At 73.5% G+C, this 16,025-nt stretch carries 14 protein-coding genes; 7 read left to right on the plus strand and 7 right to left on the minus strand.

All coding sequences use genetic code 11. The features are described 5' to 3' along the window. Positions 1-110: 110 nt before the first annotated feature. Positions 111-386, minus strand: a complete 276-nt coding sequence (locus tag ACZ4TV_RS25050) for a hypothetical protein (RefSeq protein WP_468137087.1) — start codon at positions 384-386, stop codon at positions 111-113. A gap of 145 nt (positions 387-531) precedes the next feature. Beyond that, the gene (locus ACZ4TV_RS25055) at positions 532-1,650 is read right to left on the minus strand and encodes a LacI family DNA-binding transcriptional regulator (RefSeq protein WP_468137089.1); all 1,119 of its coding nucleotides are present in this window, start codon (positions 1,648-1,650) and stop codon (positions 532-534) included. Between the two features lie 191 nt (positions 1,651-1,841). Between ACZ4TV_RS25055 and ACZ4TV_RS25060 the strand changes: the two genes are divergently transcribed. From ACZ4TV_RS25060 to ACZ4TV_RS25075, 4 genes are all read left to right on the plus strand, one after another. Continuing rightward, a complete protein-coding gene (locus ACZ4TV_RS25060; protein ID WP_468137090.1) occupies positions 1,842-3,671 on the plus strand; it encodes a glycoside hydrolase family 35 protein in 1,830 nt (609 codons plus the stop codon). 14 nt (positions 3,672-3,685) lie between these two features. After that, complete coding sequence (gene galT / locus ACZ4TV_RS25065; RefSeq protein ID WP_468137091.1) at positions 3,686-4,747, plus strand: galactose-1-phosphate uridylyltransferase; 1,062 nt, start codon at positions 3,686-3,688, stop codon at positions 4,745-4,747. Then, a complete protein-coding gene (gene galK, locus ACZ4TV_RS25070; protein WP_468137092.1) occupies positions 4,744-5,901 on the plus strand; it encodes a galactokinase in 1,158 nt (385 codons plus the stop codon). The genes galT and galK overlap by 4 nt, the downstream gene beginning before the upstream one ends. Before the next feature lie 141 nt (positions 5,902-6,042). Further along, entirely contained in the window at positions 6,043-6,993 is a 951-nt protein-coding gene (locus tag ACZ4TV_RS25075; protein WP_468137093.1) for an aldo/keto reductase, read from the plus strand. 94 nt (positions 6,994-7,087) lie between these two features. Here ACZ4TV_RS25075 and ACZ4TV_RS25080 read toward each other — a convergent pair whose 3' ends face one another. The 3 genes from ACZ4TV_RS25080 to ACZ4TV_RS25090 all read right to left on the minus strand — a co-directional run bounded on the left by ACZ4TV_RS25080 (position 7,088) and on the right by ACZ4TV_RS25090 (position 11,408). Continuing rightward, positions 7,088-7,648 carry a GNAT family N-acetyltransferase gene (locus ACZ4TV_RS25080; RefSeq protein WP_468137095.1) on the minus strand — a complete coding sequence of 187 codons (561 nt, stop codon included), beginning with the start codon at positions 7,646-7,648 and terminating at the stop codon, positions 7,088-7,090. 128 nt (positions 7,649-7,776) lie between these two features. Continuing rightward, positions 7,777-8,640 carry an ABC transporter permease gene (locus tag ACZ4TV_RS25085; protein ID WP_468137216.1) on the minus strand — a complete coding sequence of 288 codons (864 nt, stop codon included), beginning with the start codon at positions 8,638-8,640 and terminating at the stop codon, positions 7,777-7,779. A 41-nt stretch (positions 8,641-8,681) separates the two neighbouring features. Continuing rightward, positions 8,682-11,408 carry an alpha/beta fold hydrolase gene (locus tag ACZ4TV_RS25090; protein WP_468137097.1) on the minus strand — a complete coding sequence of 909 codons (2,727 nt, stop codon included), beginning with the start codon at positions 11,406-11,408 and terminating at the stop codon, positions 8,682-8,684. Positions 11,409-11,560: 152 nt separating this feature from the next. On the opposite strand from ACZ4TV_RS25090, the gene ACZ4TV_RS25095 reads away from it, so the two are divergent. Next, positions 11,561-13,111, plus strand: a complete 1,551-nt coding sequence (locus tag ACZ4TV_RS25095) for an ATP-dependent DNA ligase (RefSeq protein ID WP_468137098.1) — start codon at positions 11,561-11,563, stop codon at positions 13,109-13,111. 58 nt (positions 13,112-13,169) lie between these two features. Here the strand turns inward: ACZ4TV_RS25095 and ACZ4TV_RS25100 are convergent, their stop codons facing one another. Further along, positions 13,170-13,694, minus strand: coding sequence for a hypothetical protein (locus tag ACZ4TV_RS25100; protein WP_468137099.1), 525 nt, complete (start codon positions 13,692-13,694; stop codon positions 13,170-13,172). A 267-nt stretch (positions 13,695-13,961) separates the two neighbouring features. On the opposite strand from ACZ4TV_RS25100, the gene ACZ4TV_RS25105 reads away from it, so the two are divergent. Next, positions 13,962-14,525, plus strand: a complete 564-nt coding sequence (locus tag ACZ4TV_RS25105) for a hemerythrin domain-containing protein (protein WP_468137101.1) — start codon at positions 13,962-13,964, stop codon at positions 14,523-14,525. A 78-nt stretch (positions 14,526-14,603) separates the two neighbouring features. Further along, positions 14,604-15,404 (plus strand): SDR family NAD(P)-dependent oxidoreductase, encoded by an 801-nt coding sequence (locus ACZ4TV_RS25110; RefSeq protein ID WP_468137102.1) that lies wholly within the window; start codon positions 14,604-14,606, stop codon positions 15,402-15,404. A gap of 76 nt (positions 15,405-15,480) precedes the next feature. Here ACZ4TV_RS25110 and ACZ4TV_RS25115 read toward each other — a convergent pair whose 3' ends face one another. Continuing rightward, on the minus strand, positions 15,481-16,014 hold the full coding sequence (locus ACZ4TV_RS25115; RefSeq protein WP_468137103.1) for a SixA phosphatase family protein: 534 nt from the start codon (positions 16,012-16,014) through the stop codon (positions 15,481-15,483). Between the last annotated feature and the right edge of the window lie 11 nt (positions 16,015-16,025).

Genomic DNA, 16,025 nt, shown 5'->3' on the forward strand with positions numbered 1-16,025 from the left:
CAGTACGAGCCGCGGTCCTCCGCCTTGCGATGCTTCCCCTCGGCCCTTCGGGCCTGGGGAGACCCCATGCACCGGACGCCGCGACCCGGCAAACCCTTCCGGTCACAGCACTAGCCGATGTCCACGTTCACCGCTTCGTAGATCTTCGGCTCGGCCTTCGGCATGCCGCCTTCCTCGAAGATCGTCGCCGACTTCTCCATGAACGCCGCGAGAGCCTCCCTCGACTCCCACAGGTCGACCACGAGCCAGCCGCCGTTCGCCGGGGCGCCCGCGTGGGAGATGAAGCCCTCCACCGGCCACCACGGCGCCGCGTGGACGTTCGCGTGGTTGGCCTGGTACTGCTCCTTGGTGACGCCCGGCAGTTCGAGGATGACGATGATGGCCATGGTGCTGCTCCCGTAGGTCAGGGGCGGGGGACGCCTCCAGTCGAGCAGTCCGCCCCGCCCTCCGCACGGCGGCGGGAGCCGCCCGGGCTACGGGCCCGGACTCCGATCGAAGCGATCAGTTCAACCGGGCCGTCCCGGCCGCCCCTCACGAACGGATCGTCAGGCGCGGGAGCAGTTCCAGGTGCTGCCGGGGCATGTCTTCCGGGCCGCCGCCCGCCAGCCGGTCCAGCAGCAGGTCCGCCGCCCGTGCGCCCACCTCGCGCTTGGCCGGGGCCACCGCCGACAGCGGTACGTCGGCCATGCCGGCCACCTCGTCGTCGTAGGTGATCACCGCCAGGTCCTCGGGCACCCGCACCCCCCGCGCCTGGAGCCGTGGGATCAGCATGATCGCGTCGGTGTCGCTGTGGATCAGGGCGGCGGTCACCCCCGCCGTCACCGCCCCGCACAGGTAGTCCAGGGTCCGGGCGAACAGGTCGGCGTCCGAGAGCGGGCCCGGACCGGTCGGCGGCCACGGCGGCGCCGGTTCCAGCCCGAGCGCGGCCACGGCGGCCTCGTACCCGGCCCGCAGCCGGGCCGTGGTCGGGGTCGTCCGGCTGGCGAGCGCGATCCGCCGGTGCCCGAGCCCCGCCAGGTGCTGCACCGCCCGGGCCGCGCCGTGCGCGTGGTCGGAGGCCACCCGGTCCAGCGTCGCCGCCGGATGACCCGGCGGTGCCCAGCGTTCCACCAGTACGGTCGGAACCGGGAGTTCCGCAGTCCACGCTCCCTCCCCGGGCCCGGGCGATCCGGCCTCCCAGTTCGGTGTGAGCAGCAGCCCGTGCGCCCCCGTGGACAGCAAGCGGTCCGCCTGCGTCCGGTCCTCGCCCGGCAGGTACCGCGTCAGGCCCACGGTCAGCCGCGCGCCCCGGGCCTCGACCGCCTCGCGGGCCCCGCGCACGACATCGGCGTAGTAGTACTCGGTCGTCGGCACCACCATGCCGACCACCAGCCCCTCGCCGGCGGTCCCGGCGCCGCCGGAAGCCGCGGAGGCGGTAGGAGCCGCCGCCCGACCCGCCTGGCCGATGGCCTGAGCCCGCGCCGGCTCCGCCCGGCTGATCCCTCCGTGCATCCGCTGGATCTCGCCCCGCGCCGCCATCGCCTCGATGTCCCGCCGCAGGGTGACGGGTGAGACGCCGAGCTCCTGGGCCAGGTCCGCCACGCGCACGCTGCCGCGTGCCCGGACGAGCTCGAGCACCCGCGCCTGGCGCTGGTTCACGTGTGGTCTCAAAGGGTCCCCCTGCGGCCGGCGAGTGATGGTGACGGTGCACGTGCTCCTCCCCGTCAGCGCCATCATAGAGAATCGTTTCGATCGTTTCGATCGAAACCGATCAGCTTGTCATTGACGGCGCGGTCGGTGCGTTCATATATTCGGCTGCGGCCGTACTTCGCGGCATCTCGACCTCACTCGGGAGTCAGCGCATGCTCACGCACGACCAGGACGGATTCCGGCGCGCGGAGCGCCCCCACCGCATCGTCTCCGGGGCCCTGCACTACTTCCGGATCCACCCGGACCTGTGGGAGGACCGGCTGAAACGCCTTCGCGCCCTGGGTGCGAACACCGTGGACACCTACGTCCCCTGGAACTTCCACGAGACCGCCCCCGGCAAGGCCGACTTCACGGGCTGGCGCGACCTCGGCCGCTTCCTGAGCATCGCCCAGGACCTCGGCCTCGACGCCATCGTCCGCCCCGGCCCGTACATCTGCGCCGAATGGGACTTCGGCGGCCTGCCCGCCCGCCTCCTCGCCGTCGACGGCCTCCACCTGCGCTGCTCGGACCCGCGCTTCGAGGCCGAGGTGGACGGCTGGTTCGACCTGGTCGTCCCCGAGCTGCTGCCGCTGCTCGCGAGCCGCGGCGGCCCGGTGGTCGCCGTACAGATCGAGAACGAGTACGGCTCGTACGGCAACGACACCCGCTACCGCGCCCACGTGGAGCAGGCCCTCGTCGAACGCGGCGTGGACTGCCTGCTGTTCACCGCCGACGGGCCCGAGGACGCCATGCTCCAGGGCGGCATGGTCCCCGGCCGGCTCGCCACCGCCACCTTCGGCGCCCGGCCCGCCGAACGCTTGGACGCCCTGCGCCGCTACCAGCGGACCGGCCCGCTCGCCGCGATGGAGTTCTGGATCGGCTGGTTCGACCACTGGGGCGAGGACCACCACGTGCGCGCCGTCGAGGACGCGGCCGCGTCCCTCGACGAACTCCTCGCCACCGGCGCCTCCGTCAACCTCTACATGGCCCACGGGGGCACCAACTTCGGCTTCTGGGCCGGCGCCAACCACACCGGGTCCCGCCCCGGTGAACCCGGCTACGAGCCCACCGTCACCAGCTACGACTACGACGCGCCCATCGGCGAGGCCGGCGAACTGACACCCAAATTCCATGCGTTCCGCGAGGTCATCGGCCGGTACGTGCCGCTCCCCGACGGCCCGCTGCCCGAGCCGCCGCCCCGGATCACCCCGGCCCTCGCCACCCCCGCGGGCACCGTCGAGCTGCTCGACCGCCTCGACCTCCTCAGCGGCCCCCCGGTACGGCGCCCCGCCCCCGAGCCGATGGAGCGGCTCGGACAGAGCCACGGCCTGATCCACTACCGCACCACCATCACCGGCCCGCGGCCCGCCATGCCCGTCAAGATCGACGGCCTCGGCGACCGCGCGTACGTCTTCGCCGACGGGACGCTCCTCGGCATCCTCGACCGCAACGCCCCCGACGAGGGCCTCGACCTGCCGGTCGGCGAGGCGGGAGTGGTCCTCGACGTACTCGTCCGGGCCCAGGGACGGGTCAACTACGGGCCGCTCCTCGACGACCGCAAGGGCATCTGGCGCGGCGTACGCCACGGGCACCAGCAGCTGTTCGAGTGGGAGATCCGGCCGCTGCCGCTCACCGACCTGACCGGACTCGACTGGTCCGAGGAACGCGCCGAAGCCCCCGCACCGGACCGGACCGCCCAGCAGCGCGTCGCCGGGGCAGGGCGGCCGGCCTTCCACCGCTTCACCCACGCACTCGCGCACGGGCCGGCCGACGCCTTCCCCGACATGTCCGGCTGGGGGACCGGCCTCGTCTGGCTGAACGGCTTCCTCCTGGGCCACTACGACACCCCGCGCGGCCCGCAGCGCACCCTCTACGCTCCCGGCCCCCTGTGGCACGGCGGCGAGAACGAGATCATTGTTCTCGAACTGGAGCGCCCCGGCACCGAACTGCCGCTGCGCGACCAGCCCGACCTCGGCCGCACCACGGTCGTCACCCTCCAGTGAGAGAAGTGCCTCACGTGAAGCGAACGAGCGCCCGCCTCGCCGACGGCCGCGAGATCCTCTACTACGACGCCAGCGGCACCGGCGACGGCGGCGACGGCGCGTCCCGCGCCTTCCCCGACACCCGCCCGCTCGACGCGCCGGCCACCGCGACCACCTCCGAGGTGCGCCGCGATCCACTGCTCGGCGACCGCGTCGTGATCGCCTCCCACCGGCAGGGCCGCACCTACCATCCGCCCGCCGACGCCTGCCCGCTGTGTCCCTCCACCGAGGGGCGCGCGAGCGAGATCCCGGCCCCCCACTACGAGGTGGCGGTCTTCGAGAACCGTTTCCCCTCCCTCGCCGGCGACACCGGCCGCTGCGAGGTCATCTGTTTCACCCCCGACCACCGGACCTCCTTCGCCGAGCTCGACGAGGAGCGCGCCGCGCTCGTCCTGGCCGCCTGGACAGACCGCACCGCCGAACTCTCCGCCCGCGAGGGAGTGCGCCAGGTCTACTGCTTCGAGAACCGGGGCACCGAGATCGGCGTGACCCTCGCGCATCCGCACGGCCAGATCTACGCCTTCCCCTTCATCACCCCGCGCACCACCCGGATGCTCGCCACCGTCGCCGCCCACCGCGCCCGCACCGGAGCCAACCTCTTCGAGGAGGTGCTGGCCGCCGAGCGCGCCGAAGGCACCCGGATCGTCCTCGAAGGCGAGCACTGGACCGCCTTCGTGCCCTACGCGGCGCGCTGGCCGTACGAGGTGCACCTCTATCCGCGCCACCGGGTCCCCGACCTGCCCGCCCTCGGCGACGCGGCCCGCGCCGAGTTCCCCCGGGTGTACCTGGAACTGCTGCGCCGCTTCGACCGGCTCTTCGACCGGCCCGAGCCGACCCCGTACATCTCCGCCTGGCACCAGGCCCCGACCGTCGACGGCCGCGAGGACTTCGCGCTCCACCTGGAGCTCTTCACGGTCCGGCGGACCGCGGACAAGCTGAAGTACCTCGCCGGGACCGAGTCCGGGATGGAGGCGTACATGAACGACGTCCGGCCCGAGGACGCGGCCGCACGCCTGCGGGAGGTGGCGAGCACGTGAACGGGACGGCGCAGGACTTCCAGCAGCTGTACGGGTACCCGCCCGAGGGGGTCTGGGCGGCCCCGGGCCGGGTCAATCTGATCGGCGAACACACCGACTACAACGACGGCTTCGCCCTGCCCTTCGCCCTTCCGCAGCGCACCGAGGTGGCCGCCGCCCCGCGCACTGACGGGATCCTCAGGCTCCACTCCGCCGACTTCCCCTCCGGGGTGGTGACCCTCGACCTCGCCGACCTCGATCCGGCCCGCCCCCCGCAGGGCACCGCGAGCTGGGCCGCGTACCCGGCGGGGGTCGTATGGGCCCTGCTGGATGCTGACCTTCCGGTCAGGGGCGCCGATCTGCACGTACGGTCCGACGTGCCGACCGGCGCCGGCCTGTCCTCCTCCGCCGCCTTGGAGGTGGCCACCGCGCTGGCGCTGACCGACCTGTACGGGCTCCCGCTCACCCGCCCCGAACTGGCCGCGCTCGCCCGGCGCGCCGAGAACGCGTACGTCGGCGTCCCCTGCGGGGTCATGGACCAGATGGCCTCGGCGTGCGCGACCGACGGGCACGCCCTCCACCTGGACACCCGCAGCCTCGAACAGGGCCACATCCCCTTCGACTGCGCGGCGGCCGGCCTGCGCCTCCTCGTCATCGACACCCGCGTCAAGCACGCCCTGGCCGACGGCGCCTACGCCCAGCGCCGGGCCTCCTGCCACCGGGCGGCCGAGGCCCTCGGCGTACCGGCACTGCGCGACCTCCCGTACGAGGGGCTCGAGGGGGCGCTGGCCCGCCTGGACGACCCGGTGCGGCGCAAGCGGGTCCGGCACGTCGTGACCGAGAACGAACGGGTCCTGCGCATCGAGGAGTTGCTGCGCGCCGGGCGGCTGCGCGCAGCGGGCCCGCTGCTCACCGAGGGCCACGTCTCGCTGCGCGACGACTACGAGGTCTCCTGCCCGGAGCTCGACCTGGCAGTGGCCACGGCGGACGCGGCGGGCGCGTACGGCTCCCGGATGACGGGCGGCGGCTTCGGCGGCTCCGCCCTGGCCCTGATCGACGCGGACGCCGAGCAGGCGGTGACGCGGGCGGTGACGGAGGCCTTCCTCCGGGCGGGCTTCAAGCCACCCCACATCACGACGGCGGCCCCGTCGCCCGGCGCCACCCGCATCCTCTGACGCATGCGCCGCCGCCACCGTCTTCGCCTGCGCGGCGGCACTCACCCCGTGCCGCGGGAATGCCGTACCGCCGCCCAACCGGCCCGCCTACACTGCCCCTTGGTTGATCATGTACCCGTCGAGTCGGAGGAACGAAAACGCATGCGCTATCTCCCCCTGGGCAGTTCAGGTCTACAGGTCTCCGCCGTCGGCCTCGGCTGCAACAACTTCGGCGGCCGACTCGACGCCCAGGCCACCCGCGCCGTCGTCGACGCCGCCCTGGACGCGGGCATCACCCTCCTGGACACCGCCGACATCTACGGTGGCGCCGGAGGCTCCGAGATCCACCTCGGGCAGGCCCTCAAGGGCCGCCGGGACCAGGTCGTCCTCGCCACCAAGTTCGGCTACGACGGCGTGGACATGAAGTACGGGCCCGCCGCCGGATCGCTCGGCAGCCGCGCCTACATCCGGCGGGCCGTCGAGGAGTCCCTGCGCCGCCTGGACACCGACCACATCGACCTCTTCCAGCTGCACAGCCCCGACCCGGCCACCCCCATCGCCGAGACCCTGGCCGCGCTCACCGAGCTCGTCGCCGAGGGCAAGGTCCGCTACATCGGCCACTCCAACCTCACCGGCTGGCAGCTCGCCGAGGCCGCCCACGTGGCCCGCGAGACGGGCGCGGCACCCTTCGTATCGGCGCAGAACGAGTGGTCGCTGCTGGAGCGGTCGGCCGAGCGCGAGCTGGTCCCGGCGGCCCGGCACTACGGCGTCGGCGTGCTCCCGTACTACCCGCTCGCCAACGGCCTGCTCACCGGCAAGATCCGCCGGGGTGCGCCCGTCCCGGCCGGCTCCCGCCTCGAAGGCCGCGACGCGTACCTCACCGAGGAGCGCCTCGACGTGGTCGAAGCGCTGGCCGCGCTCGCCGAGAAGCACGACCGCAGCGTCCTCGAACTCGCCATCGGCTGGCTCTGCGCCCAGCCCGGGTGTGCCTCCGTCATCGCGGGAGCCACCTCCGCCGAGCAGGTACGCGCCAACGCGGCCGTCGCCGACCGCCCGCTGGAGGCGGAGCTCCTCGCCGAGATCGAGGCGATCGCCCCGAACGTTCCCGCGTAACGGGCGGGTCGGCCGCCGCACCACGCGCACGGCTCGACGACTTCCAGGCTGTCGACCGTGCGCGTACCGGGCTGAGCGCGGCCCCGGGCCGTGCTCAGCCGTTGTGACCGGGACCCAGCATGTGCTCGTCGTTCCAGTCGGGGGCCGTCGCCGTGCCGGTGAGCCAGTCCCGGCGGAGCATCGCGTAGCCGACCGCGTCGTGGACCGTCCCCTCGGCCGCAGGCCAAGCGTCCCGGTGGTGCGCCTCCTTGACGTACCCGCACCGCTGGAAGGTGCGGCGCATCGGTACGTTGTCCTGCCGCGTGTTGCCCTCGATCCGCCGGATCCCGGGGAACTCGGTGAACAGGTACCGCGTCAGCCAGGTCAGGGCTTGGGCGCCGAGGCCCAGGCCCCGGTACCGGGACCGGATCCGCAGGTCGAACAGCGGGGTGTCGTCGCCCAGGTCCATCAGGCGGATCAGCCCGAGCCTGTCGTGACCCGCGGTGATCCAGAAGGCCCTGTTCTCGTCGCTGTCGTAGAGGCCGTCCGCGACCCATCGAAGAGCCTGTTCCCGGTCGACCACGGCCGTCCCGTGGAACGGCCATGCCTCTCCGGTCAGGAAGTCGACCAGGTCCTCGGTATCGGAAGCGACAACACGCCGGTAAGTGATCTCCACGACCGCACTCTAGGGACAGCGGAGGCGGGCCCCCAAGGGATTAACCGACCTCCGCCCCGACCTCCGCCCCGACCTCCGCCCCGACCTCCGCCCCTCGGGCGTCCGACGCCGAACGCCCGATGGCGGGCTCAGGAGGTGATGTCCTTGCGGGAGAACCCCCGGAAGGCGAGGGCGAACAGCACCAGCGCGTACGACACCGACACCACCGTCCCCTTGATCATCCCGCCCCACTCCAGCTGCGGCTGCAAGGCGTCCGCCCACGCGAACTGCCAGTGCGCCGGCAGGAACTCGCGCCACGATCCGAGCGCGGTCACCGCGTCCAGCACGTTGCCCACGATCGTCAGCCCGACCGCCCCGCCCACCGCGCCCAGCGGCGCATCCGTCCGCGTGGACAGCCAGAACGCCAGACCCGCCGTCACCAGCTGCGACACGAAGACGAAGGCCACCGCCAGCGCTAGCCGCGGCACCGTGTCCCCGGCCGCCAGGGCTCCGCCCGCCGGGAGCTTCAGCGGCCCCCACCCGTACGTGGCCGTGCCCGCCGCCAGCGCCACCACCGGGAGCAGCACCATCGCCGCCAGACTGAAGCCCAGCGCCACCACGAGCTTGCTCCACAGCAGCCGCGCCCGCGGTACCGGCGAGGCCAGCAGATAGCGCAGCGAGGACCAGCTCGCCTCCGAGGCCACGGTGTCCCCGCAGAACAGCGCCACCGGCACCACCAGCAGGAAACCCGCCGAGACGAACAGACAGGTCGCGGCGAAGTTCGCGCCCGAGGCCGTCGCCGTGTCGATGAGGGTGATCCGGCCGTCTCCGCCGCTCCTGCTGCCGGGCCCGCCGCCCACCGCGAACGCGATGATCAGGATGAAGGGCAGCGCGGCCAGCACCCCGCCCATCACCAGCGTCCGCCGCCGGCGCCACTGCCGCAGCGCCTCCACGCGCAGCGGCAGCGTACGGCTCGCCCGGTAGCCCGGAGCCACCTCCTGCACCTGCTGCACCTCCCGCACCTCCCGCACCTCCTGCGCCTTCGTCGCCGTCCTCACGCCGCACCTCCGATCAGGGTGAGGAACGCGTCCTCCAGTCGCCGGTGCGGCCCCACTCCGGTCACCGGCACCTCCAGCCGTACGAGTTCGGCGATCAGCCCGGCGGCGGTCGCGCCTTCGAGCCGTACGAGGAGCCCGTCGTCGGCGGCCACCACGGAGCCCACTCCTTCCAGCGCCGCCACCTTCTCGACGCCCACCGCGTCCACCGGCTCCGCCAGCGTCACCAGCAGGGTGTCCCCGCCACCGGTGATCTCGGCGACCTCGCCCGCCGCCACCCGCTGCCCGCGGTCCATGACCACCAGGTGCGTACAGGACTGTTCCACCTCCGACAGCAGGTGGCTGGAGACGATGACCGTCCGCCCGCCGGCGGCGTAGCGGATCATCACGTCCCGCATCTCCCGGATCTGCGGCGGGTCCAGACCGTTCGTCGGCTCGTCGAGGATCAGCAGGTCCGGCATGCCGAGCATGGCCTGAGCGATCGCGAGCCGCTGGCGCATGCCCTGCGAGTACGTGCGCACCGCGCGCTCCAGCGCGTCGCCGAGCCCCGCGATCTCCAGAGCCTCGTCCATGTGCGAGTCCTCGGCCGGACGGCCGGTGGCCTGCCAGTACAGCTCCAGATTGGCGCGGCCCGTCAGGTGCGGCAGGAATCCGGCACCCTCCACGAAGGCCCCGACCCGCGACAGCACCGGCGCCCCGGCCCGCACCGCGTGCCCGAACACCCGGATCTCCCCGGCATCGGGCGAGATCAGCCCCATCAGCATCCGTAGCGTGGTGGTCTTCCCGGCGCCGTTGGGCCCGAGGAGTCCCAGCACCTGCCCCTTCTCCACCCGGAACGACAGGTCCCGCACCGCGTAGCGGTCCTGCGCCTTCGCGTACCGCTTGGTCAGTCCCGTGATCTCCAGCGGTACGTCGGCCAGCGCGGCCTGCGGCTGCGCCCCACCCGCCCGTGCCCCCGCGGCCCCCCGGCCGCTCCGGCGGATGCCGAGCAGCGCCGCGGCCAGCGCCGCCGCGCCCAGCGGCAGCCACCACGTCCAGGCGGGCAGCCCCGCCGCCGCGGTCCGAACCCCTGCCGCGACGGGCACGGCCAGCGGGCCCTCCACCGCGACCGTGTAGGTGGCCGGCGCGGCCGGAGTCGCGTAGCCGAGATCGGTCGCGGCGACCACCAGCCGCAGCCGGTGCCCGGCGGGGACGGCGTGGTCGATCGCGGGCAGCCTCAGCCGCACGCTCGTCCCCTGCTGCGCGTTCTCCACCAGCACCGGGGCGACCAGCTGGCCGGGCAGCACCTGCTGCTGCCCGTCCGGGCCCACGTCGTACACCTTGCCGAACAGAACGGCCGAACCGTCCGCAGCCGTCGACCTCACCTTCAGGGTGATGGTCGGGGCCCCGGTGATCCGTACGTCCTCGACCAGCGGCGCCGACTCGAACCGGGCGTTCTGCCCGGGGAAGTCCAGCGAGAGCCCGGCCCCGAAAGCGGCGAGCTGCCCGCCGATGCCGGGCAGCGAGGACAAGGAGGGGGGTGCGCCGCCCGCCGGATTGGCGAAACTCTGCTCCCTTCCCGCCAGGGCGAACTCCCGCGGGCCGGAGGCCAGCCCGGGGTAGCGGTCGCCGCTCGCGCCGCGCAGCGTGACCTCGCCGTCGGTGGAGTCGATGCCTCCGGAGCGCGAGACCCGGAACGCCGGGCCGGTGTCCGCGCCCTCGTCCGCCTTGAGATGGCGGTCGAACCAGGCGGCCACCCGGGCCTCGATCCGGTCGGCCTCCCGCATGCCGCCGTCGTGCCCGCCGGCCGCCCAGTCCACGGAGACGGGCGCGCCGTTGGCCGCGACGGCCGTGGCCATGGCGTCGGCCTGGTCCAGCGGGAAGAGGGAGTCCTCCTGGCCCTGCACGATGAGGGTCGGCACCTTGATCTTGTCGCCAACGGCCGACGGGCTGCGCCGCTCCAGCAGGGCGCGGGCCTCGGGGTCGGGCTTCCCGGCCACGGCGACGCGTTCGTACATCGCGCAGAGCTCGGGCTGGAACCGCCCGCAGCCGGGGGCGGCCGACGGATCCTGCTGCTGCCCCGGCCGGGCCTGCTGCATCCCGCCGGACGAGCCGGTGGTGAAGAAGATGCCGGACCAGAGCTTCTTGAAGACGCCGTTGGGGAAGAGGGAGTCCGCGAGATTCCAGTACGTGATCTGCGGGGCGATCGCGTCCACCCGCTGGTCGTACCCGGCGGCGAGCAGCGAGACCGCCCCGCCGTAGGACGCCCCGGACATGCCGACGCGCGGATCGCCGTCCGCGTCGAGCCGCACCTCGGGCCGGGCCGCGAGCCAGTCGATGAGCCGGGAGACGTCCTTGACCTCGTGCTCGGGGTCGTTCAGCCCGATCCGGCCGCCGGAGCGGCCGAAGCCGCGCGCCGACCAGGTCAGGACGGCGTACCCGTCGCGGGCCAGCTGCTCGGCCTGCTCGCGGACATCGTTCTTGCTGCCGCCGAAACCGTGCCCGAGGAGCACAGCGGGACGTTTCCGCTCGCCGCCGCGCCCCCCGCTCTCCCCGCCGCCCGCCGTGAAGTACGAGGTGTCGATCCCGGCGCCGGGCATGTTCAGGACCTGGTCCTGGCGGTGCACGGCCGGCGCGTCGCCGGCCGCGGACGCGGCCGTCCACGTCCCGGCGCCCGCCACGACGGCGAGCGCGGCGGCGCCCGCGAGGAAGCGGTCTCGGCGGCGCCGGAGCATTCGGAGCTTCATACGGGCACCCTAAAGGCCCCGTACCCGGCCTCCGAGCACCCACAGGCGTAACTCCCGACCTTCTCAGGGACTAGGCCGCGGCCGGCCCGTACCGCAGCCGCGGTACACGCGCCCGACCTGCGCCGTACGTCTCCCGGCGGGAGGATGGCCGCATGCTGCTGGCCGAGGTCGCGCGCGTGTCCCGGGAGGTCGCCGAGACCCCCGCCCGGTCCCGCAAGACCGCCCTGCTCGCGGAGCTCTTCGCCGCCGCGCCCCCCGAGGAGGCCGGCCTGGTCATCTCCTACCTCGCCGGACGCCTCCCGCAGGGCCGTCCGGGCATCGGCTGGCGCACCCTCGGCCAGCGGACCGAACCGGCGCGCGAGCCCACCCTGACCGTCCGCGACGTCGACACGGCGGTGAGCGAACTCGCCGCCGTCGCGGGCGCCGGGGCCGGGGCCCGGCGGCGCCGGATCGTCGACACCCTGCTGGGCGCGGCCACCGAGGCCGAGCAGGCGTTCCTGCGCAGCCTGCTCTCCGGCGAGGTACGCCAGGGCGCGCTCGACGCGGTGGCCCTGGAGGGCGTGGCGGCGGCCGCCGGGGTACCGGCCGCCGAACTGCGCCGGGCGGTGATGCTGGACGGCTCGCTGCCCCGGGTGGCCGCGGCGGTACTGGCCGACGGGGCGCAGGCGCTGCGCGCCGTCACCCTGCGCGTCGGACAGCCCGTCCAGCCCATGCTGGCCGCCACCGCCAAGTCGGTCGCCGAGGCGCTGTCCGTGCTCGGGCCGTGCGCGGTGGAGGAGAAGCTCGACGGGATCCGCGTGCAGGTCCACCGCGAGGGGGACGACGTACGGGTCTACACGCGCTCCCTGGACGAGATCACCGAACGGCTCCCGGAGGTCGCGGAACTGGCCCGGTCGCTGCCGGGGGAACGATTCATCCTCGACGGGGAGGTCATCGGGCAGGGGCCGGACGGCCGCCCGGTCCCCTTCCAGGAGATCGCGAGCCGCGTCGGCTCCCGGCTCGACGTCGCGGCCGCCCGGCACACGCTCCCGGTCGTCCCCTGCTTCTTCGACGTCCTGGCCGCCGGCGACGACGTCCTCCTTGACCTGCCGGTCCGCGAGCGGTACGAGGTCCTCGCCGCCCTCGTGCCCGAGAGTGCCCGGGTCCGCCGCCTCGTCGTGCGGGACCCACTGGCACAGGCCGCCGAGGCCGACGCGTTCTGGGCCGAGAGCCTGCGCCGCGGCCACGAGGGAGTCATGGTCAAGGCCCTGGACTCGGTCTACGCGGCCGGCCGGCGTGGCAGGAACTGGCTCAAGGTGAAACCGGTGCACACCCTGGACCTGGTGGTCCTCGCCGCCGAATGGGGCCACGGGCGGCGCACCGGACTGCTGTCGAACCTGCACCTGGGGGCGCGGGCCGCCGACGGCACGTACGCCATGCTCGGCAAGACCTTCAAGGGGCTCACCGACGAGATGCTGCGCTGGCAGACCGGGGCGCTGCGCGCCCTCGCGACCTCGGACGACGGCTTCACCGTGCGGGTGCGGCCCGAGCTGGTGGTGGAGATCGCCTACGACGGGCTGCAGCGCTCCCCGCGCTACCCGGCCGGGGTGGCCCTGCGCTTCGCACGGGTGCTCAGGCACCGCCCGGACAAGCCCGCGGAGCAGGCGGACACGGTGGAGACCGTACTGGGAGGTGTCGTGCCGGGCGGCGAGGGCCCGGCATGATCCGCGAGCGGGCCCGGAACGGTGCGGGCGCGGGCCCGGACCTCACCCGAAGGGGGCCTCAGGCCGCGAGCCGGTCCAGGAGCTGTGCGTGGTGGAGCTCGGCTATCGGCGCGAGCAGGTCCGGATGGCGCAGCAGCATGGCCGCCCGCTGTTCCTCGGGTGCGGGCTCGGTCAGCCGGCGGAAGGAGACGGGCAGGGTGCCCACGTGGTCCGTGCCGCTCACGGCGTGCGCCGCCGCTGCGGCGAGGGCGGGCACGCTCAGCAGGCACGCGGCCCAGCTGGCGACGACCTCGTCCACCCAGGTGCGCCACGCGTGGTCCTGCTGGTCCCCGTCAGGCGTCTCGGCGGCGGTGTCAGACCCGGTGATCCAGTCGAGCCTGCCCGAGCCGCCGGGGCCGGTCAGCGCCACCAGCTGGACGTCGAGGTCCGTCGGATAGCGGAGCCACGCCGCGAGCGTGACGGCCTGGCGCGACTGGGCCTCGGCGAGGCTGCGTTCGAGGGCGCCCTGCCCGGAGGGGTACGCGCGGGTGAGCCAGTGCGCCGTCGCCGCTATGAGCGGGGACAAGGAGAGTTCGGTGGGCACGGCAGCCCTCCAGGGCGGTGCGGGGAACGGAACATCACCTTAACGGCGGTATCACCCTTATTGGAATGGATGTGGACGGGTTGCCAGGGTGGCGTGGACCACAGGCCGGAAGAGGCCGGAAGAGGCCGACAGGGACCGACGGGGACCGACAGGGACCGTCAGGGACCGACACGCTGGCCTACGCAAATCCCGGGCGTGTCCCCGGTCATGGATTTCAGTGGTGTGGCCGGGGGAGCCAGGCGACACCACTGATCGAGGAGAAACGCGATGGGACATGGCGGCGACGTCATCGCAGAGCTGACCACCGACCACCGGGAAGTGGAAGACATCTTCGGAAAGATCGAGGCGCTGCCCTCCGGGGACGCCCGCAGGAAGCACCACGCCGACCAGGTGATCATGGAGCTGGTCCGGCACTCCGTCGCGGAGGAGTCCTATCTGTACCCCGCCGTACGCAAGGAGCTGCCCAACGGCGACGCCCTGGCCGACAAGGAGATCCAGGACCACGCGACGGCCGAGCGCACCATGAAGGAGCTGGAGGGCTGTGACGCCGACGACCCCCGCTTCGACACCCTCATGATGAGGCTGATGGCCGAGATCCGCGAGCACGTCGCCGACGAGGAGGACAACCTCTTCCCGCAACTGCGTGCCGCGTGCACCCCGCAGATGCTCGGCGAGCTGGGCGACAAGATCCGGACCGCCAAGAAGACGGCTCCGACCCGCCCGCACCCCGCCGCCCCGGACACGCCGCCCGCCAACAAGCTCCTCGCGCCGGGCGTGGGCTTCGTCGACCGCCTGCGCGACATGATGAGCGGCCGCGGCAAGGAGTCCTGACGCCACCCCGACGCCCCACCGGGACGGGGAGGCCCCGGCCCGGTGCGTAGGCGATCCGGGCCGGGGTAGGCGCCGCGTATGAACGCCTCGCGTCCGTTGGCCGTCGTCACCGGCGCCTCCAGCGGGATCGGCTTCGAGCTGGCCCGGGAGCTCGCGGTGCACGGCCACGATCTGATCATCGTCGCCGAGGAGCACGCCGTCCACGCCGCGGCCGCCCGGCTGGAGGTCCACGCCGTGGAGGTACGGGCGGTCCAGGTGGACCTCGCCACGTACGCGGGGTCCGAGACCCTGGTCCGGGAGGTCCGGGCCCTGCGGCGGCCGGTCAGTGCCGTGGTGCTCAACGCCGGGATCGGCCGTGGCGGGGCCTTCCTGGACACCGACCTCGCCGATCTGACCCGCGTGGTCGACCTCAACATCGGCTCGACGGTCCACCTGGCACGGCGGCTGCTGGAGGACCTGACCGCGCAGGGCGCGGGGCGGCTCCTGATCACCTCCTCCGTCGCGGCGGAGATTCCGGGACCCTTCAACGCGGTCTACAACGCCTCCAAGGCGTTCCTGCGTTCCTTCGGCCTGGCGTTGCGCGCCGAACTCCAAGGCACCGGCGTCACGGTCACCGTGCTGATGCCGGGGCCCACGGACACCCTCTTCTTCGTCCGGGCGGGCCTGCTCAGCACCCGGCTCGGCCGGTCGCGGAAGGACGACCCCGCGCGGGTGGCCCGGCAGGGGTACGAGGCCATGGCGTCCGGTCGCGCACAGGTGGTGGCGGGCTCGCTGCCCAAACGCGCCCAGGAGCTGGCCGTGCATGCCCTGCCCGAGCGGGCGAAGGCGGCCCTGCACCGGCGGCTGGCCGAACCGGGCGGCAGCAGGAGCCACCTCTGAGACCGCCGCGGGAGCCCGGAGCCCAGCACCACACCCGCCGGACCCGGAACCACATCAGCCACCGCGCCCGCAGTCACTACGCGAGGTCGTCGCCAGGGGCCCAGAAGGCCGTTACACGTCCACCGCCGGGGGCCAGGGCCTGCCAGCGACCGGCGAGGTCCAGGACGACGACCGCGGAGGTCGGAAAGCCCTCGTGGAGCCGGTGTACCAGGGGCTCCGGCCCGCCCCCGCACAGAGCTTTCGCCAGTTCGTGAATGCCGTTGTTGTGCCCGATCACCACCAGACCGCCGACGCCGTCGTCCGTTTCGGTGAGGACGCTCAGCAGTTCCTCCGGACCGGTGTTGTAGAGCCTCTCCTCGTACACGGTCGAAGGCGCGTGCCCCAGTTGCGCCATCATCAGCTGCCACGTCTCCCGGGTGCGCCGCGCCGGGGAACACAGGGCCAGGTCGACCCCGACTCCGGACGCGCCGAGCCACCGGCCGGTCTTGGGCGCGTCGCGACGCCCCCGGTCGGACAGCGCGCGGTCGAAGTCCTCGGCCACGTCCTTCGGTACGGCCTTCGCGTGCCGTACCAGGACCACTCTGCGTTCCCGCTCATCCTTGCCGGACAACGTGTTCCTCC

The organism is Streptomyces sp. NPDC028910 (genome assembly GCF_055564955.1).

Excerpts from the sequence above, each read along its gene's own strand:
- ACZ4TV_RS25075 (WP_468137093.1), top strand. The coding sequence starts at position 6,043 with ATGCGCTATCTCCCCCTGGGCAGTTCAGGTCTACAGGTCTCCGCCGTC.
- ACZ4TV_RS25110 (WP_468137102.1), top strand. The coding sequence starts at position 14,604 with ATGAACGCCTCGCGTCCGTTGGCCGTCGTCACCGGCGCCTCCAGCGGG.
- ACZ4TV_RS25050 (WP_468137087.1), bottom strand. The coding sequence starts at position 386 with ATGGCCATCATCGTCATCCTCGAACTGCCGGGCGTCACCAAGGAGCAG.
- ACZ4TV_RS25095 (WP_468137098.1), top strand. The coding sequence starts at position 11,561 with ATGCTGCTGGCCGAGGTCGCGCGCGTGTCCCGGGAGGTCGCCGAGACC.
- ACZ4TV_RS25060 (WP_468137090.1), top strand. The coding sequence starts at position 1,842 with ATGCTCACGCACGACCAGGACGGATTCCGGCGCGCGGAGCGCCCCCAC.
- ACZ4TV_RS25105 (WP_468137101.1), top strand. The coding sequence starts at position 13,962 with ATGGGACATGGCGGCGACGTCATCGCAGAGCTGACCACCGACCACCGG.
- ACZ4TV_RS25090 (WP_468137097.1), bottom strand. The coding sequence starts at position 11,408 with ATGAAGCTCCGAATGCTCCGGCGCCGCCGAGACCGCTTCCTCGCGGGC.